The sequence below is a fragment of the uncultured Paraglaciecola sp. genome, from assembly GCF_913058035.1.
In the GTDB taxonomy this organism is placed as follows: Bacteria; Pseudomonadota; Gammaproteobacteria; order Enterobacterales; family Alteromonadaceae; genus Paraglaciecola.
In genome coordinates this window covers 1-19462 of sequence record NZ_CAJXPA010000045.1, presented here as the reverse complement: position 1 = coordinate 19462, position 19462 = coordinate 1, and the positions used below count along the sequence as shown (strand labels likewise).

The window sequence follows — 19462 nt, the reverse complement described above, 5'->3', positions numbered from 1 at the left end:
TTATTTAAAAGCTATAAGATACATCTAGGTTAAATTATTGTCGACAATGTTACTTTGCAAATATTCACTAGTTCGTCGCCTAGCATTACTCGTGCAGATATGGTGTTTACTGACCTTCGACAGCGAATTGTTGAAGGTAACATATCAACCGGATCCAAGTTAAGTGAACCTGAACTTGCCAAATACTATGAAATTAGCCGAAGTACATTACGTGATGCATTATCTCGTTTAGAGGGTTCAGGGCTTCTAGAGCGCAAAGCTAATATTGGTTATCGTGTGGTTACATTGTCAACTGGGCAGCTGCTTGAAATTTTCCGCGTCAGAGAATCTTTAGAAGGTATGGCGTGCCGATTAGCAGCACAAAATATGACATCAAAACAAATTGAAGATTTGAAACAGTTGCTCGAAGTACATAATCAGTACAAGTCATTGCAACAAGGGCAGGCCTATATTCAAGAAGAAGGCGACTTAGACTTTCACTTTTGCATTGTCATGGGCAGCGGTAACAAATTACTGATACGCCTGCTATGTGAAGAGCTATATTATCTGGTAAGGATGTATCGTTATCAATTTGGTATGGCCAGTCCCCGAGCTAAAAGAGCATTCTCTGAACATCATCACATTATTCAAGCCATTGAAGATCAAGATGGTGAACTTGCTGAGATACTAATGCGTCGGCATATTTCAGCTTCGCGCAAAAACGTCGAAAAACGGATGAACACCTTATGAAAACTCCCGGACAACGCTTTCGTCAAGCACTAAAAGACAACCAACCTTTACAAATTGTTGGCACTATTAACGCGTATACAGCGATGATGGCTAAACAAATTGGCCACCAGGCTATATATTTATCAGGTGGCGGTGTGGCTAATGCATCTTATGGTTTACCTGATTTAGGTTTGACCTCTTTGAATGACGTATTAGTGGATGTTCAGCGTATCACTGCTGCCTGTGATCTACCTCTGTTAATCGATATCGATACAGGATGGGGCGGGGCTTTTAATATCGCTAAAACTATTCGTGATATGGAAAAAGCAGGTGCTGCTGCTGTGCATATGGAAGATCAAGTAGCACAAAAGCGTTGTGGTCATCGCCCAAATAAAGAAATTGTATCTTCTGACGAGATGGTAGACCGGATTAAGGCAGCAGTAGACGCTCGTATCGACCCTGATTTTTTCATTATGGCCCGCACAGATTCTTTTGCTCAAGAAGGCTTAGAAGCATCTATTAAAAGAGCCAAGGCTTACGCAGCTGCTGGAGCTGATGGTATTTTTGCTGAAGCGGTAAAAACTGAAGAGCACTATCGAGCATTTTCTGAAGCATTAGACGTACCAATTTTGGCCAATATCACAGAGTTTGGTCAAACTGAACTATGGAATAAGTCAGAGTTAGGCGAGTGGGGGGCAGATATGGTGCTCTACCCACTCAGTGCATTTAGAGCAATGAATAGAGCTGCTGAGAACGTTTATCAATCTATTTTGACAAATGGTGATCAAAAATCGGTGGTTAACAGCATGCAAACACGCATGGAATTGTATGACTATTTAGGTTATCACGCTTATGAGCAGAAACTTGACTCACTATTTTCTGAAGGTAAAAACAAGTAATTATATGCACCCTGCATTTAGGAATAATTATAAACTCTAAAACCCTTAAGTTTTAGAAAAACAAGGGTTCAAATTATACAAGGTGGAATAAATTATGGCTGAAAAAAAACTTAGTGGTGCCGGACTTCGTGGTCAAAGCGCTGGTCAAACTAAACTGTGTACTGTAGGTAAATCAGGATCAGGACTCACTTATTGCGGTTATGATGTGTCAGATTTAGCGGACAACGCAACGTTTGAAGAAGTGGCTTATTTATTATTTAATGGTGAACTACCCAATCAATCACAGTTGTATGATTTTAAAGCAGAGTTACTGACTCAACGTGATTTACCCCAAGCATTAAAAGAAGTGTTAAAACTGATACCAGCAGACGCTCATCCGATGGATGTCATGCGCACTGGGTGTTCATTTTTAGGTAACCTTGAACCTGAAGTCGATTTTAGTGAACAAAACAAAGCCTCAAATAGGTTGCTTGCTGTCTTCCCAGCAATCATGTGCTTTTGGTACAAATACAGTCATCACGGTTTAGAAATTGATTGTGTTACTGATGAAGATTCGATTGGTGGTCATTTTTTAAAGCTGTTAACGGGTAACAACCCATCTGACCTTCACAGAAAAGTAATGGATGTGTCACTAATTTTATATGCTGAGCATGAATTTAATGCTTCCACTTTTACTGCCCGTGTATGCGCTTCTACTTTATCAGATATGTATTCGTGTGTAACAGGTGCTATCGGTTCACTTCGTGGGCCACTGCATGGTGGTGCAAACGAAGCTGCAATGGATATGATCCAAAAGTTTAGTTCGCCTGCCGATGCAAAAGTACAGATGGCTGGTATGTTACAGCGTAAAGAAAAAATAATGGGATTTGGTCACGCTATTTACAGTGAATCAGACCCTCGTAACGTAATAATTAAAGCATGGTCAGAAAAGCTTGGACAAGATTTTGGTGATAGCTCGCTTTACCATATTTCAGTGGCCTGTGAAGAATTTATGTGGGATTCAAAAAAATTATTCTGTAATGCTGACTTTTTCCATGCCTCGGCTTATCATTTTATGGGTATCCCGACTAAATTGTTTACACCTATATTTGTTTGTTCGCGCTTAAGCGGTTGGGCTGCACACATTATGGAGCAACGTTCAAATAATCGTATTATTCGTCCAAGTGCAGACTATATAGGTGCTGAGCCTAGAAAAGTAACGGCTATTAGCCAACGCTAAACGTCTCAATTACAGGCCGATAATAATCGGTCTGATTCTCCTTTTCTATTTTGTGGATCTACATATGAATTACGAATTTCGCAAACCTCTTCCCGGTTACACAATAGCTGGAAATAATGTTGATTATTTTGACACTCGAACTGCAGTAGAAGCTATTAGCCAAGGTGCTTATGCTAGATTACCTTACACATCCCGTGTATTAGCCGAACAATTAGTACGTAAATGCGCACCAGATATCCTCACTGCTTGCCTCGAACAAATTATTTATCGCAAACAAGAGTTAGACTTCCCTTGGTATCCTGCACGTGTTGTTTGTCATGATATTTTAGGACAAACCGCTCTTGTTGATTTGGCAGGTTTACGTGATGCAATAGCAGAGCAGGGAGGCGATCCGTCAAAAGTTAACCCTGTAGTTCCTACCCAATTAATTGTAGATCACTCATTGGCTGTCGAACATGATGGAGATGATCCTGGCGCTTTTGATAAAAACAGAGCGATAGAAGATAGACGAAACGAAGATAGATTTCATTTTATTGAATGGACTAAAACAGCTTTTAAAAATGTAGATGTCATCCCCGCTGGTAATGGCATCATGCACCAAATTAACCTTGAAAAAATGTCACCTGTTATCCAACTCAGAGACGGCGTAGCGTTTCCTGATACATGTGTAGGTACGGACAGTCATACTCCCCATGTTGATGCTTTAGGTGTCATCGCCATCGGTGTAGGAGGCTTGGAAGCTGAAACAGTGATGCTTGGCCGACCATCAATGATGCGTTTACCCGATATCGTTGGTGTTCGACTAGGCGGCAAACGTCAGCCAGGTATCACAGCTACAGATATCGTACTGGCGATCACTGAGTTTTTACGTAATGCAAAAGTTGTTTCTGCATACCTCGAGTTTTTTGGTGAAGGAGCCGCAGAATTAACCATCGGTGACCGTGCCACTATTTCAAATATGACACCAGAATACGGTGCATCTGCGGGCATGTTTTATATCGATAAACAAACCATTGATTATTTGAAAATTACTGGTCGTGACCCAGAACAAGTTGAGCTGGTCGAAACCTATGCAAAACATACTGGTCTTTGGGCAGATGATTTGATTGATGCAGAATATGCAAGAGTATTAGAGTTTGATTTATCATCTGTGGGGCGAAATATGGCAGGCCCATCTAGCCCACATCGTCGTCTTGCTACCGCAGACTTAGCTTCAAAAGGCATCGCTTATGCTGTTGAGAAAAAAGAAGGTGAAATGCCTGATGGTGCGGTTATTATTGCCGCTATTACCAGTTGTACTAACACCAGTAATCCACGCAACGTTGTGGCAGCGGGATTAATTGCTAAAAAAGCCAATGAATTAGGATTATTAAGACAACCTTGGGTCAAATCATCATTTGCACCGGGTTCAAAAGTGGCCAAATATTATTTAGAAGAGTCAGGTTTATTACCTGAAATGGAAAAATTAGGTTTTGGTATTGTTGGTTATGCTTGCACCACCTGCAATGGCATGAGCGGTGCACTTGATCCTGCTATCCAAAAAGAAGCAGTGGACCGTGACTTATATACCACTGCAGTTTTATCAGGCAATCGTAACTTCGATGGGAGAATCCATCCTTATGCCAAACAAGCTTTTTTAGCGTCACCACCATTAGTAGTGGCTTATGCTATCGCCGGCACGATGCGTTTTGATATTGAAAAAGATGCGTTGGGTTACGATAAAAATGGAAATGCTATTACCTTAAAAGATATTTGGCCAAGTGATGAACAAATTGATGCCATTGTGTCTGAGTTTGTTAAGCCTGAGCAATTTAAAAAAGTCTATGCTCCCATGTTTGATTTAGGTTCATTCGAACCTGCAGAGAGCCCATTATACGACTGGCGGCCTCAAAGCACTTATATTCGTAGACCTCCATATTGGGAAGGTGCCCTTGCAGGCGAGCGAACCATGAAAGGAATGAAACCTTTAGCCGTTTTAGGTGACAATATTACTACTGACCATTTATCACCCTCTAATGCGATCATGTTAGACAGTGCGGCAGGAGAATATTTACAAAAAATGGGATTACCTGAAGTTGATTTTAACTCCTATGCGACTCACAGAGGCGATCACCTTACTGCTCAAAGAGCGACCTTTGCTAATCCTAAATTATTAAATGAAATGGTATTAGAAAATGGCGAAATAAAACCGGGTTCATTTGCCAGGTTGGAGCCTGAAGGAACTGTGATGCGTATGTGGGAGACCATTGAAATATATATGCAGCGTAAACAGCCTTTGATAATTGTAGCAGGTGCTGATTATGGTCAAGGTTCTTCAAGAGATTGGGCAGCAAAAGGTGTGCGTTTAGCAGGAGTAGAAGTGATAGCCGCTGAGGGTTTTGAACGTATTCACCGTACTAACTTAGTCGGCATGGGAGTATTGCCCCTTCAATTCAAACCCGGAACTACGCGTCATACCTTGCACATAGACGGCACTGAAACATTCGATGTATTGGGTGATTATGCTGCTGGTGCCACCTTGATTTTGATTATTACACGTCAAAATAATGAACAAGTTCAAGTTCCCATGACATGTCGTCTAGACACTGCTGAGGAAGTACGTATTTACGAGGCAGGCGGTGTGCTTCAACGATTTGCTCAAGACTTTCTTGAGTCAACAGTGGCATAACAAGCATAGCGGACAGAGCACTTAAAAAGGATATAAATTTATGAGTCAGAAACCACAAATAGGTGTTGCTGCAACGTATATGCGAGGCGGTACTAGTAAAGGTGTTTTTTTTAAGCTGACTGATTTACCCGCATCTGCTCAAGTATCTGGTGAGTCCAGAGACAATTTATTACTTAGAGTGGTCGGTAGTCCTGATCCTTATGGTAAACAAACGGATGGAATGGGCGGTGCCACTTCAAGCACCAGTAAAATCGTCATCCTATCTAAAAGTACTGATGCTGATCACGATGTAGATTATTTGTTTGGTCAAGTATCTATCGATACAGCATTTGTTGATTGGAGTGGAAATTGTGGTAATTTAACAGCTGCTGTGGGCTCATTTGCAATCAGTCATGCATTAATAAACGCTAGTTGTATTCCTGAAAACGGTATATGTGTAGTACGAATTTGGCAGGCCAACATCAACAAAACCATTATTGCCCATGTACCAATCACTGCTGGTCAGGTGCAAGAAACAGGCGACTTTGAATTAGATGGTGTGAATTTCCCAGCAGCCGAAGTGAAAGTTGAATTTGTTTCCCCTGTCGATGGTAATGAGTCCATGTTTCCCACTGGCAACTTGGTTGATGATTTACATGTACCTAATATTGGTGATTTTAAAGTCACTATGATTAATGCTGGTATCCCTAGTATTTTTCTGAATGCTGAAGCGTTAGGATATTCAGGAGTTGAATTACAAGAAGCTATTAACAGTGATAAAAAAGCGCTTGAACGTTTTGAAATTATTCGCGCCTACGGTGCACTTAAAATGGGGTTGATCACACATATTGATGAAGCCATTAGCCGCCAACATACTCCCAAAATTGCTTTTGTAGCTGAACCGGCATCATATCTGACGTCGAGTGGTAAGACCGTCGATAGTCAAAATATAGATTTGTCGGTCAGAGCACTTTCAATGGGAAAATTGCATCATGCCATGATGGGTACTGCTGCCGTTGCTATAGGCACAGCTGCAGCTATTCCGGGAACATTAGTCAATTTAGCTGCTGGGGGAGGAAATATCGAGTCTGTTATTTTCGGCCATCCTTCAGGCACCTTAAAAGTTGGTGCGCAAACCCAATTTGAGGATGGTGCATGGACAGTAAATAAGGTGTCTATGAGCCGGAGTGCAAGAAGAATAATGAAAGGTGAAGTTTATATACCCATTGATTGTTTTTAAGTTGATTTTGTTAATTAAACTCCTATCGAATATTATTATTAAACATTTAATGTCAAAGAAATGAACATAAATTTATTACTTTATATACTCATTCCTACTGCCATCACATGCATCTTACTTGGTTGCACTAACCTTGAAAAAGAACAACAAAATAAATCGGAAGAAAGTTTACTTATGACAGAAACCTTAGAAGCCCCCTTATGGTTGGAAGAAGTACAAGGCAAGCAAGCTTTAGATAAGGTCAATGCTTGGAATAAAGTGACCTTAGATAAACTAATTTCTGATAAGCGTTATGCTCAGTATCTCAAAGCCGGGTTAGAAATTGTTAATGCCAAAGATAAAATTCCTTATGGCACCTATCGCGGTGGTTTTGTTTACAATTTTTGGCAAGACGAAAGTCAAGTTCGTGGCATGTTACGAAGAGCCAGCTTAGATGAATACACAAAACCTCAACCTAAATGGGAGAATTTGCTTAGCATCGACAGTCTTTCTACTTCAGAAGAAAAAAATTGGGTATTTAAGGGTTCTGAATGTTTAGAGAGTAACTATGATCGCTGCCTACTATCTCTCTCTGATGGAGGAAAAGACTCAGTTGAAATGCGCGAATGGGATCATTCCACACAATCATTTGTGGAGAATGGTTTTTTTATCCCGGATGCAAAAACAGGTGTGAGTTGGAAAGATATTGATAACATCAATGTTGCTACTTACTGGGGTGAAGGCTCTTTGACAGAAAGTGGTTACCCATTTATGGTTAGGTCATTAAGAAGAGGGCAAGCACTGACAGCTGCAAAAGCAATATTTGAAGGCGAAAAAACAGATGTTGGCGTATGGCCATTTTCTATAAGGTTTGGTAATAACAATCTGAACATGGTTGTTCGTGCTGTGACGTTTTTTGAATCCTTGTATTTTTGGCTACCTGATGATGGACGCCAAGGAGTCCAATTACCAATACCTGAGAAAGTAGCAGTACAAGGTGTTTTTAAAGGGCAATTAATACTATCGCTAAAGCAAGATTGGTTGCCACAAGGTACAAACCATACTTTCGATAGCGGCGATCTTGTATCCTTCGACCTCGAAAATTGGCTGCAAACACAACAAATTAAAAACTTACAACTGGTTTACCGTCCAGATGAAAGAGCCACTATTGACGGTGTTTCTATTACTAAAAACAAATTAGTTCTAACCCTGTTAGAAAACGTAGTTAGCAATGTATATGTTTATGACCTTGATGATAAATGGTCTCAAGTAAAATTAGGGATGTCTGAGAATGGGTCAATGTCAGTTTCATCAGCTAATCTTGACAGCGATATTATATTTATTAATCAAGAAAGTTTTATTGCACCTGACAGCTTGTTCAAAGTTAACGTAAATGAGCTTAATATCACTGAGATTAAGTCTATTCCTGCACGATTTGATGCATCGAATATTATAGTTGAACAATTTCAAGCAATTTCAATAGACGGTGAAAAAATACCCTATTTTGTAGTCAGACAAAAAGACATACAATTTGATGGAGCAAACCCAACAATACTATACGCATACGGTGGTTTTCAAGTTTCGTTAAAACCTAGTTATTCAGGGCTACTTGGAAAAAATTGGCTCGAACAAGGTGGCGTTTATGTTTTGGCTAATATTCGTGGTGGTGGGGAGTTTGGTCCAAACTGGCATCAAGCAGGATTAAAAACTAAACGACAGGTTATTTTCGACGATATGATTGCAGTTGGTGAAGATTTGATTGCTAAAAACATCACATCGCCTGATCGTTTAGGTATTATGGGAGGATCCAATGGTGGCCTGTTAATGGGAGTAATGTTCACACAAAGACCAGACTTATGGAATGCAGTTGTCTGCCAGGTACCATTGTTGGATATGTTGCGATATCACAAATTATTAGCGGGTGCATCCTGGATTGGTGAATACGGAAGTCCTGATATTGTTGATGAACGTGCATTTTTAGAACAAATTTCTCCAGTACATAACATTGTTGCAGATGCTGATTATCCTTCAATTATGTTTGTTACCTCTACTAAAGATGACAGGGTGCATCCTGGACATGCTAGGAAGATGGCTTATCTGTTAGAAAAGTACGGTTATGATTTTGAATATTATGAAAATATAGATGGCGGGCATTCGGCGTCAGCTAATCTACAAGAAAGAGCCAAACGAACGGCTTTGGAATACACTTTTTTATCACTGAAGTTGATGGATTAATACTTTTATTAGTGCTTAGATATTATGATGTCACTTTAAATAACGATTGCTAATGTCGATTCACTGTTATTTTATAGTTATGAATGTTTGATAGATGCAATTCATTTGAAAATATTTGTTTGTCGGGGTTATGTATGCGTATAGGTTTTTTATTTTTGTTCACGTTAGTCATCGGCTGTGCTGTTTCTAGTGCTAGTATCGGCGCTATAGAACATTCAGAAGGTAAACTTAGAATAATTGAAGTAGTTGGAGTAGGAAGTGTCCTGAGTGTGCCAGATCGCTTCAGTTTTAGTTTTTCGATTGAACAAAAAGGTGGAGCTGCTGCTGAACTCAATAAGGCTATCGTTGAGAAAACTAATTCTGTAATACAAGCATTACTTAAAATTGGAGTTAACAAAAAATCAGTTCAGTCTTTGCAAGTCATATTCAATCCTTGGATTGAATATGACGGTGAAACTCGTGAACAAAAAGGCTTTGTTTTAACTAGACAAGTCAAGGTGACGTTAAAAAGCATAACGCAATACGAGCAGTCGATAGATGTAATCTTAAACCTTGGAGTAAGTAACATTAATCAATTCAGTTTTACTGACAGTCAAGCTGATGAAAATTATCAAGTGGCATTAAAGCAAGCTTTGTTAAATGCTAAACAACGCGCAACTAATATGGCTAAGGTTTTAGACTTGAAATTAGCCGGCGTTATATCCATATCTGAAATATCATCAATTCAAACATCACCGATAGCGATGCAAACCCGTCAATTTCGAAAATCGGAAAGTTATCAATCTGGAGAAATGTCTACACAGGCAAAAGTGATGGTTATTTTTGCGTTGCAAGACGGTCCATAAAAATACATTTAATTAGGTTTATATATTAATGGTAAAAAACAAACAGCAACAATATGCCCAGTTGTCACAACAGGTAAAGGCCATCGTTGCTGAAGAACAAGATATAATCGCTAATATGGCAAATATTAGTGCGATTCTCTATTGGGCATTAGATAATGTTAATTGGGTAGGGTTTTATATAATAAAGAATGAGCAATTAGTTTTAGGGCCATTTCACGGACAACCAGCGTGTATTCGAATTCCTATTGGCAAAGGCGTGTGCGGAACTGCCGTGTCACAAAATACGATTCAATTAATTGACGACGTACATCAATTTGCTGGTCATATTGCTTGTGATGCCGCATCTAATTCAGAAATAGTGTTACCTATTTATCAAAATAATCAAATTATTGCGGTATTAGACATCGACAGTCCAGATATTGGCCGTTTTGACCTTGTCGATAAATCTGGTTTGAGCCAAATTGTGGATTTATTGCAAGCAACGTTCTGTTCTACAAACGAAGTTGAAGCTGGGAGTAGTGTGCAGTGAAACATACAATAGATATTCAAGTTGTGCTTGCAACTGTTGAAGACATGGATTTTTGGGACGATAGAGCAAGTGAAGCCACAGATAGATTAAATACTATCCTTCATATGCTCTACGATAAAGCACACGAAGACATAAATTCCACGTCTTTAGAGAACATGATCCAATATATTTGGGAAAATTGGCGAGAAGATGCACATTTACTTGATATAGATGAAGTTGATTTGTATGACTGGGTTGACCAGCTTCTAGCAACTTGGGATGATGAGCACCAAGAACCCCGTTAACACACTAACTAACTAGAAGACTGAATGGACAATCCACAAAAATTTTCGAACAGCAAAGAAGTCATTGGCTTTTTAGTTGAACAATTTCCCGCTTGTTTTAGTAATAAAGGTGATGCTAAACCTTTAAAGATAGGCATTTTTCAAGATTTAGCTGAACGCTTAGAAAATGAAGAGCGAGTCAGCAAAACTTTGCTGCGTTCATCTTTAAGACATTACACTAACAGTTGGCGTTACTTACATGGCATTAAAAAAGGCACGCAACGTATTGACCTAGATGGCAACGATGTAGCTGCTATTGAAGATGAGCATGTAGAGCACGCTAAAAAGCAACTCGAAGAGAGTAAAGCAAAAGTAGCTGAAAAGCGTAAAGAACAAAAAGCGGCTATTGCTGATGCAAAGGGTGCTGATGCAAAGGGTGCGGATGTAAAAAACACTTACAAAAAGAGGGAAGCACCTAAATTTAAACCTACATCTAAAGTTGTTAAAAAAGAACAAATAAAAGTCAAACAGCCGATTGCTGAACGTTTAGAACAAGCACATATCGTAGCAGGAACCGCTGTTACAGTTAAAATTGGCAAAAGTCCGATGCCCGCGACTATTACAGATGTCAGTAAAGATGGGATTCAAGTGCAACTTGATACAGGAATGGTGGTCAAAGTTCAGTTGGAAAACCTAAGGTTGGCTCGTTTTAAAAGGTAAATAAATGATTAAATCAATTCGTATATCTGTGACATCAGCATTATTGGTGATGAGTTATGGCTCTATAGCATTAGAGAGCAGTTTGGGTGTGAAAGACTTACCCAAACTGACACAAGAGTCGCAACACGTTGCGTCAGCTAAAAGAGTGACTTCGCAGTTTTTGCGTGCTCACTATAAACCAATTGATTTAGACGATGAGTTATCGGTCAAGATATTTGACCGTTTTATCCGTTCAATAGATTTTAATCACAATGTGTTTACTGCAGAAGATATACAAGTTTTTTCTGTTTATAAAAACAAATTTGATGATTCTATTGAAAGAGGCAACTTAAGCATTGCCTATGAAATCTATCAACTCAATATGCAGCGTCGAACTGAACGTTACGAATACGCGCTTACTTTGCTAGACAAAGAATTTAATTATGAACTGGCAAATGACACCTTTATTTACGACAGAGAAGATGCTGCTTGGGCGAAAAATAATAAAGAGTTAGACGAGTTATGGCGCCAAAGAGTTAAGTATGACGCGCTCAATTTAAAATTGGCAGGTAAAGACTGGCCCAAAATTCAAGAACTGCTAACAAAACGATATGAACGTGCGATAAAACGATTAACCCAAACTTCAAGTGAAGATGTCTTTCAAACGGTTATGAACTCGTTTGCGCGTAGTATCGAAGCTCACACTAGTTACTTATCTCCTCGTAACGCTGAACGTTTCCAAATGGAAATGAATTTATCTTTTGAAGGTATTGGTGCTGTTTTACTCAGTGAAGATGATTTTACCACTATTCGTAGCGTTGTGCCGGGCGGACCCGCAGATTTGTCTAACAATATAAAACCAGAAGATAAAATTGTCGGTGTTGCTCAAGATAACGAGGAATTTGTTGATGTTATTGGCTGGCGTTTAGATGAAGTTGTAGAACTTATTAAGGGTCCAAAAGGTAGTATTGTAAAACTCCAAATGGTGAAAGGTTCTTCTGAGTCATCAGTACCAGTAGTCGTAACCCTGACCCGAGACAAAATAAAACTTGAGGACAGAGCGGCAAAATCTGAGGTTTACGTCCCTAAAGATGGTCCAAATAAAGGTCAAAAATTAGGAGTTATCTCAATACCTTCTTTTTACAACAACTTACATCAAGATGTGAAAAAAGAAATTCAAAGTTTAAACGTGAATGGTGTGCGCGGCATTATTGTGGATTTGCGTGGTAATGGTGGAGGTTCTCTAACTGAATCAACGCTACTTTCAGGTTTATTTATTGATAAAGGACCTGTTGTGCAGATCCGCGACGGGGCTGGACGTATTCGTCTTGAGAAGGATGTTGATGGTAAAGTTTTTTATGAGGGGCCGTTAACTGTTTTAGTTGACCGTTATAGTGCATCAGCTTCGGAAATATTTGCAGCCGCTATGCAAGACTATAATCGAGCTCTAATTCTTGGCGAGCAGACTTTTGGTAAAGGCACGGTTCAACAACATCGTCCATTAGGTAGAATTTATGATCTGTATGAAAAACCATTAGGCAGTGTACAGTTCACTATCGCTAAATTTTATCGAATAAACGGCGGTAGCACCCAGCACAAAGGTGTCATCCCAGATATATTGTTTCCTTCTGTTATAGACCACGCTGATTGGGGTGAAAGCCAGCAGGAAAACGCACTTCCTTGGGATAGCATCGCAAGGGCTAACTACACCACATTTAGCGAAAATAAAAATATAGTTCAAGGTTTAACAGAATTACACAATCAAAGGGTTAAGAAAGAGTTTAATTATATCTACGAAGATGTTGAACGTTATAAAATTAAGAAAGAAGTTAAAACTATATCTTTAGTTGAAACTGAGCGATTAAAAGAAAAATCTGAGATTGAAGAACGTAATCTTATGCGTACTAATGAGCGTCTTGTTCGTCTCGGTTTAGAAAAAGTTGAAAGCCTAGACGATTTACCTGAAGAGCTTGAAAAAGTAGACCCATTTTTAGAAGAAGCGGCGAATATTACTTATGATGTATTAACCATTGGTAAATACGCCATAAATAGTAGTAAAAATTAATAAATAGGGCTGCTATTAGCAGCCCTATTTATAAGTCAAAAATAATAATAAAAATAATAAGGGAATTTCATGGCTGCACGTGGAGAATTTTCATCTCGATTGGGATTTATACTTGCTGCTGCTGGTTCGGCGGTGGGGTTAGGTAATATTTGGGGTTTCCCTACTCAAGTTGCTAGTAACGGTGGTGCAGCTTTTGTAATGGTTTACATCATATTAGCCTTTCTACTAGCTTACCCCGTTCTAATGGCAGAATTAATTATTGGCCGCTCAACTCGTTCAAATATGGTCGATGCGTTAGGCAAAATATCAGGTAGTAAAATAGGACGCGCAACAGGTATATGGGGGCTCGTAACTGCTACGCTTATCCTTTCTTTTTATGCACTTGTCGCTGGTTGGATGTTGTCTCATGTTTTGCAAACCATCTCTGATTTGTTTGGTCAAGACTCTCTTTCTTCTTGGTTAGTCACGTCATCGGTTGCTCGAGATATTATTTTTTGTGGTTTATTTTTATGTCTGACTGCCAGCATAGTGACCGGTGGGGTGAGTCAGGGCATTGAGAGGTGGTCGGTACGATTGATGCCAGCCTTGTTTGTAATTATTGCTCTACTGATAATTTATGTTTCCACACTAGAAGGTGCTAGTGACGGATGGAAAGCTTATTTACTGCCCAATTTCAGTTTGATAATGAATCCTGAAATATTGATCAGTGCAATGGGACAAGCTTTCTTCTCTATGTCATTAGGCGTTGGTACCATGTTGGTATACGGTTCTTATGTCAGCAAAAATGAAAATTTACCTGTCCTTGGTGCCTCAGTCGCCTTAGTAGATATCGGTGTTGCCATATTAGCAGGCATGTTAATCATTCCAGCAATGTATGTTGCGCTAAATAATGGGGTAGAAATATTTTCCGCAAGTGGAGAACTCATTAACGAGGACAGCTTGATCTTCATTGTATTGCCTGCTTTATTCGATACCATGGGAATAGTTGGTTTATATGTTGCTTGTGTGTTTTTCTCACTGATGTTGATAGCCGCTTTGACATCATCAATATCCATGCTGGAAGTACCTGTTTCATATGTTATCGAAAGTAAAGGTTTAACCAGAAAACGTGCTGTTTGGACAATCACCTTGATTGTTTTTGCTATTAGTTCAACCATTGCTCTTAACATGGCCTCGTTATTTGGTTCTGTGATTACCCTAACAACAAAATATAGTCAGCCTTTATTGGGACTGGCGTTATGTATTTTTGCTGGATGGGTATGGAAACGTGATCAAATTTTGGCTGAATTAAGGCATGGTGATGAACAGGCTGATAAGAGTTTATTTTGGAAAATATGGCCTTGGTATGTACGTTTTGTATGTCCAGTAGTCATTGCCATTATGTTCTACCGTTCGATAACGGGTTAGTTGCACAATAGATATTTAACCCATTTAAACCTTTCAGGATTGCAAAGCATTATGTCAATTGAAAAACCAAAAGTAGAAGCATCGTTATCTGATGCACTCATTCCGATTGTAATATTAGTCATTCTGTTGGGCGGTTCAGTCTACTTATTTAAAGATAATTCTTCTTTTGGTCCAAACCAGATTGCATTATTAGTTTCAATGGGAATAGCTGCTATTGTTGGTTTAAAAAATGGTTATAGTTGGGATGATATTGAGCAAGGCATAGTAAAGGGTATATCTCGCTCGTTAGGCGCCATTCTCATACTATTAGCAGTTGGTTCCCTTATTGGAACTTGGATGTTAGCTGGGACCGTACCAACTCTCATTTATTACGGCTTAGACTTATTAAATCCATCCATGTTTTATGCTGCCAGTTGTCTAATTTGCGCTATCGTTGCTATGAGTATCGGCAGTTCTTGGACCACCGCAGCTACAGTAGGTGTTGCGTTGATGGGGGTCTCAATAGGCATGGGGATGTCAGAAGCCATTACTGCTGGTGCCATTATTTCTGGGGCATATTTTGGTGATAAAATTTCACCACTTTCAGAGACAACCAACTTGGCGCCCGCCATAGCAGGCACTAATTTATTTGAACATATTCAGTATATGTTATGGACAACTGTTCCCAGTATTATTATCACCCTTATTTTATTTGTAGTCATTGGTTTAGGTGCTGACTTACCTGATTCGTCCAGTAGTATTGAAGAGATGCAAAGCCTATTGCAACAAGAGTTTAATTTGGGCTTACATATGCTGATACCATTATTAGTATTATTGACAATGGCGATTAAAAAGGTTCCTGCATTTCCTGCTGTTTCTATAGGAGCATTATTAGGAGGTATATGGGCTGCTATATTTCAACCAGACGTTATTGCAGGTTTAGCCGGCGATGGTGTAGGCGCACTTCGAGGTTCAATTATCGTGGTCTGGACAGCGTTATTTGATGGTGTATCTTTTTCAACATCAAGCGATACATTAAATGATTTACTAAGTCGTGGAGGTATGTCAAGTATGCTGAACACTATTTGGTTAATTATGTGTGCTATGACGTTCGGTGCAGTATTGGAAAGAGTTGGCCTACTTAAAAGGGTTGTGAGTGCATTTTTAAAGGGTGCGACTACGGCAGGAGATATGATCACCCGAACCATATTGACCTGTATCGGAACCAATATTATTACCGCCGACCAATATATGGCGATTGTGATGCCAGGTAGAATGTATAAAAATGAGTTTGAAAAACGTGGCCTACATCAGCTGAATCTATCTAGAAGTTTAGAAGATGGAGGCACATTAACTTCGCCTCTCATTCCGTGGAATACTTGTGGTGTTTATATGCAAGGTGTATTAGCTGTGAATCCATTAGATTATATTTTCTATACATTCTTTAATTTGATTAACCCTGTCTTAGCAGTCATCTACGCTTATTTAGGGATTAAAATTTTACGTATACCTATTCCAGAACCTGAGTTTGAATCTGAACCTGAAAAGGAATCATTAGCCACAAAAGCCTGAACACATTGACTTGCCGCACGGCCAACAAAACTTTTATATGTTCTGTTAAATTTTATTTATTTTGAGGATTTGATGTCTATTATTACTTCTGCTGTAAAAAAAAGAATCGATTACCAAGAACCTGATTTCTTAATCAATCACGTAGCACTAGAATTTACTTTGGCTGAAACAAAAACAAAGGTAATTTGTGTTTCACAAGTATCTAGAAATGGACAACACAATAAGCCACTTGTTTTGGATGGTGAAGACATCAATTTATTGACTGTCCACGTAAATGGCAAAGCAGTGTCTAATTACCAGCAAACAGAGACAACTCTCTCCATTGAAACAGATGTTGATACGTTTGAACTACGTATCGAGAATACAATTAACCCAAAAGATAACTCCAGTTTGGAAGGTTTATATTACGCAGCCGATGCATATTGCACCCAATGTGAGGCCGAAGGTTTTAGAAAAATCACTTATTTTTTGGATCGGCCTGATGTCTTGGCAACTTATGATGTTACCGTTATTGCTGACAAAAAAGGTTTTCCTTTTTTACTTTCTAATGGTAATAAAGTTGATTCTGGTGACCTAGAGGACGATACTCATTGGGTTAAATGGTCTGATCCGTTTAAAAAGCCCTGTTATTTATTTGCACTAGTGGCTGGTGATTTCGATCTTTTACAAGACAGTTTTGTCACTCAGTCGGACAGAACTATTGCCTTAGAATTATTTGTAGATAAAGGCATGTTGGGTAGAGGTCAGCATGCACTTAACTCACTAAAAAAAGCCATGAAATGGGATGAAACTGAATTTGGACTTGAATACGATCTCAATGTTTACATGATAGTGGCAGTAGATTTTTTTAATATGGGAGCCATGGAAAATAAGGGCCTCAATGTATTTAACAGCAAGTTTGTATTGGCTGATGCACAAACCGCTACGGATGAAGACTATTTTAATATCGAAGCTGTTATTGCTCATGAGTATTTTCATAATTGGACAGGCAATAGGGTAACTTGTCGCGATTGGTTTCAATTAAGTTTGAAAGAAGGGTTAACAGTTTTTCGTGATCAGCAATTTAGTGCTGACATGTCTTCTCCTATTGTACATCGCATCCAAAATGTCAGAGTTATTCGAGAACGCCAATTTGCCGAAGATGCAAGCGCTATGTCACATCCAATAAGACCTGATGAAGTGATTGAAATGAATAATTTCTATACCGTCACTGTGTATGATAAAGGTTCCGAAGTAATTAGAATGCTATTCACTTTACTAGGTAAAACTGGCTTTCTGGCTGGTATTAAGCTGTACTTTAAGCGATTTGATGGTCAAGCTGTAACGTGTGATGATTTTGTGCAAGCTATGCAAGACGCCAACGATAAAGATTTAACGCAATTTAAGCGTTGGTATAGCCAATCAGGTACACCTCAAATAGTTGTGACTGACTCTTATGATATAGGTTCAAATACTTATCAAATCACATTCGAACAGAAGCACTTGGCGACTTTTGATCAGAGCGACAAACAGAATCTAGTGGTCCCAATTCAATTTAGTCTGCTTAACGATAATCTTGAACCTTTTCATTTGGGTGACACCAACCAGCAAGAAATTACCTTAGAATTAAATGATACTCAACAAACCCTTGAATTCAAAAATATTGATTCAAAGCCTATTCCGTCTTTATTGCATGGTTTTACTGCTCCCGTTAAATTAGATTATGCATATAGTCAGGAGCAACTAGCTAAGGTTATGTTGGGCTCTCCTGATGAGTTCGCACGATGGGACGCAGGACAAAAATTATTTAGCGATTGTATCCATAATTTAGCTGATAAAACTGAAAAGCAACAAGTGGTTTCAATCAAGCAAACTGTCGCAATGTTTGAGCCTATTATACAGTCAAAAGATATCTCGTTAGCTTTAAAAGCAGAGATGTTGACCTTGCCAAGTTTTGAAACGTTGTTCCAACAAATTGACTCGGTTGATATTGACGTTTTATATCAGTCACGAACAAAATTATTAGAAACATTAGCACATACCTTTAGTGCTGAGTGGTTGAGTCATTATTCTGCATTTAAAAATCAATCTTATGCTTACCAATCAGAGCAAGTTGAACAAAGAAAAATACGTAACCTATCGCTTAAATATCTGACCCTTTCAGGACAACATAATGTTGAGCATTTATTAATGGAACAATTTAATAATGCAGATAATATGACCGATTCACTGGGCGTCTTGAGTGCAGCACAATTAGGCGATTTGAAATTATTTGAAAAACTGATGTCAACATTTGAACAAAAATGGAAGGCCGACCCGTTGGTACTAGATAAGTGGTTTGCACTGCATGCTAATACAGACAGAGCAGATATTCTGGCACGTATCAGTGTATTAATGGCACATGATCAGTTTACCATCAATAATCCAAATAGAGTTAGGGCATTAATAGGCACTTTTAGCTTTTTTAATGTGGCTGGGTTTCATAATATTGATGGTTCTGGTTATAAATTTGTAGCTGATTACCTGATTAAGCTAAATGAGGTCAATCCTCAAATTGCTGCTCGGATCATTACACCTTTAATACAATGGCAGAAAGTGGACAAAACAAGACAACAACTCATGCAGCATCAGCTGATGCGTATTGGTGATACCAAAGGTTTAAGCAAAGATTTATTTGAAAAGATATCTAAAAGTTTACCTTAAACCTTTAGTACGGACCTAAACATAGAAAAATGCAGACGTATTATTTCACTTTGTCGCTCAAATATGATTTATGTGAGCGGCTTTATTTACCTGGCATAAATACGGTTATTATGACCGCAGAAAATGGTAAACGGATCCAGTTACCGGTTCAAAATCTTCGGCCTCATGTTAGACCAAATGGTATAAAGGGAAGGTTTAGATTGATTATTGATGAAAATAATAAAATCAAATCTTTTGAAATAATGACTTAACCGATTACATATTACATCTCTTAACTGTTATTAAAGACATCATTATTAGCACGCTATTGACCTAAAGACGTTTCTTAATTTTAAATCATTCCATTTTGATGAGTAACAGTTTGCCGTTACAATAAATTTTTGAGCATAAAAGAACAAGTTTAGGATATTATAAATGCTGCAAATAAAATTCCGTCATAATGCAGGTTGTTTTTTTAATCAGTGCACACTTTCCGAGGACCAACTCAAGATTCA

The 19462-nt window shown here is 38.7% G+C and carries 15 protein-coding genes; all 15 read left to right on the top strand.

What is annotated here, in order from left to right; translation table 11 throughout:
* Positions 1-54 precede the first annotated feature (54 nt).
* The 15 genes from QZ562_RS08095 to QZ562_RS08025 all read left to right on the top strand — a co-directional run bounded on the left by QZ562_RS08095 (position 55) and on the right by QZ562_RS08025 (position 19219).
* Entirely contained in the window at positions 55-729 is a 675-nt protein-coding gene (locus QZ562_RS08095; RefSeq protein ID WP_293759035.1) for a GntR family transcriptional regulator, read from the top strand.
* Entirely contained in the window at positions 726-1607 is an 882-nt protein-coding gene (prpB, locus tag QZ562_RS08090) for a methylisocitrate lyase (RefSeq protein WP_293759033.1), read from the top strand. The genes QZ562_RS08095 and prpB overlap by 4 nt, the downstream gene beginning before the upstream one ends.
* Positions 1608-1701: 94 nt before the next feature.
* A complete protein-coding gene (gene prpC / locus QZ562_RS08085; RefSeq protein WP_293759031.1) occupies positions 1702-2826 on the top strand; it encodes a 2-methylcitrate synthase in 1125 nt (374 codons plus the stop codon).
* Between the two features lie 64 nt (positions 2827-2890).
* On the top strand, positions 2891-5494 hold the full coding sequence (gene acnD, locus QZ562_RS08080; protein WP_293759029.1) for a Fe/S-dependent 2-methylisocitrate dehydratase AcnD: 2604 nt from the start codon (positions 2891-2893) through the stop codon (positions 5492-5494).
* 40 nt (positions 5495-5534) lie between these two features.
* Positions 5535-6713, top strand: coding sequence for a 2-methylaconitate cis-trans isomerase PrpF (gene prpF, locus QZ562_RS08075; protein ID WP_293759026.1), 1179 nt, complete (start codon positions 5535-5537; stop codon positions 6711-6713).
* A gap of 60 nt (positions 6714-6773) precedes the next feature.
* Entirely contained in the window at positions 6774-8927 is a 2154-nt protein-coding gene (locus tag QZ562_RS08070; protein WP_293759024.1) for a prolyl oligopeptidase family serine peptidase, read from the top strand.
* Between the two features lie 134 nt (positions 8928-9061).
* Positions 9062-9772 (top strand): SIMPL domain-containing protein, encoded by a 711-nt coding sequence (locus QZ562_RS08065; RefSeq protein ID WP_293759022.1) that lies wholly within the window; start codon positions 9062-9064, stop codon positions 9770-9772.
* A gap of 28 nt (positions 9773-9800) precedes the next feature.
* The gene (locus QZ562_RS08060) at positions 9801-10301 is read left to right on the top strand and encodes a GAF domain-containing protein (RefSeq protein ID WP_293759021.1); all 501 of its coding nucleotides are present in this window, start codon (positions 9801-9803) and stop codon (positions 10299-10301) included.
* Positions 10298-10585: a hypothetical protein gene (locus QZ562_RS08055; RefSeq protein WP_293759020.1), complete on the top strand. Its 288-nt coding sequence runs from the start codon at positions 10298-10300 to the stop codon at positions 10583-10585. The genes QZ562_RS08060 and QZ562_RS08055 overlap by 4 nt, the downstream gene beginning before the upstream one ends.
* A gap of 24 nt (positions 10586-10609) precedes the next feature.
* Positions 10610-11284, top strand: coding sequence for an RNA chaperone ProQ (gene proQ, locus QZ562_RS08050; protein ID WP_293759018.1), 675 nt, complete (start codon positions 10610-10612; stop codon positions 11282-11284).
* Positions 11285-11288: 4 nt separating this feature from the next.
* Entirely contained in the window at positions 11289-13328 is a 2040-nt protein-coding gene (gene prc / locus QZ562_RS08045; RefSeq protein WP_293759017.1) for a carboxy terminal-processing peptidase, read from the top strand.
* Positions 13329-13397: 69 nt separating this feature from the next.
* A complete protein-coding gene (locus QZ562_RS08040; RefSeq protein ID WP_293759016.1) occupies positions 13398-14735 on the top strand; it encodes a sodium-dependent transporter in 1338 nt (445 codons plus the stop codon).
* Positions 14736-14786: 51 nt separating this feature from the next.
* Entirely contained in the window at positions 14787-16286 is a 1500-nt protein-coding gene (nhaC, locus tag QZ562_RS08035) for a Na+/H+ antiporter NhaC (RefSeq protein WP_293759014.1), read from the top strand.
* Between the two features lie 72 nt (positions 16287-16358).
* Complete coding sequence (gene pepN / locus QZ562_RS08030) at positions 16359-18968, top strand: aminopeptidase N (protein WP_293759012.1); 2610 nt, start codon at positions 16359-16361, stop codon at positions 18966-18968.
* 29 nt (positions 18969-18997) lie between these two features.
* Positions 18998-19219 carry a DUF2835 family protein gene (locus QZ562_RS08025; RefSeq protein WP_293759010.1) on the top strand — a complete coding sequence of 74 codons (222 nt, stop codon included), beginning with the start codon at positions 18998-19000 and terminating at the stop codon, positions 19217-19219.
* Positions 19220-19462: the final 243 nt, after the last annotated feature.

Excerpts from the sequence above, each read along its gene's own strand:
- QZ562_RS08040 (WP_293759016.1), top strand. The coding sequence starts at position 13,398 with ATGGCTGCACGTGGAGAATTTTCATCTCGATTGGGATTTATACTTGCT.
- QZ562_RS08070 (WP_293759024.1), top strand. The coding sequence starts at position 6,774 with ATGAACATAAATTTATTACTTTATATACTCATTCCTACTGCCATCACA.
- QZ562_RS08065 (WP_293759022.1), top strand. The coding sequence starts at position 9,062 with ATGCGTATAGGTTTTTTATTTTTGTTCACGTTAGTCATCGGCTGTGCT.
- QZ562_RS08060 (WP_293759021.1), top strand. The coding sequence starts at position 9,801 with ATGGTAAAAAACAAACAGCAACAATATGCCCAGTTGTCACAACAGGTA.
- prpF (WP_293759026.1), top strand. The coding sequence starts at position 5,535 with ATGAGTCAGAAACCACAAATAGGTGTTGCTGCAACGTATATGCGAGGC.
- prpB (WP_293759033.1), top strand. The coding sequence starts at position 726 with ATGAAAACTCCCGGACAACGCTTTCGTCAAGCACTAAAAGACAACCAA.
- prpC (WP_293759031.1), top strand. The coding sequence starts at position 1,702 with ATGGCTGAAAAAAAACTTAGTGGTGCCGGACTTCGTGGTCAAAGCGCT.
- prc (WP_293759017.1), top strand. The coding sequence starts at position 11,289 with ATGATTAAATCAATTCGTATATCTGTGACATCAGCATTATTGGTGATG.
- proQ (WP_293759018.1), top strand. The coding sequence starts at position 10,610 with ATGGACAATCCACAAAAATTTTCGAACAGCAAAGAAGTCATTGGCTTT.
- QZ562_RS08025 (WP_293759010.1), top strand. The coding sequence starts at position 18,998 with ATGCAGACGTATTATTTCACTTTGTCGCTCAAATATGATTTATGTGAG.
- pepN (WP_293759012.1), top strand. The coding sequence starts at position 16,359 with ATGTCTATTATTACTTCTGCTGTAAAAAAAAGAATCGATTACCAAGAA.
- nhaC (WP_293759014.1), top strand. The coding sequence starts at position 14,787 with ATGTCAATTGAAAAACCAAAAGTAGAAGCATCGTTATCTGATGCACTC.
- acnD (WP_293759029.1), top strand. The coding sequence starts at position 2,891 with ATGAATTACGAATTTCGCAAACCTCTTCCCGGTTACACAATAGCTGGA.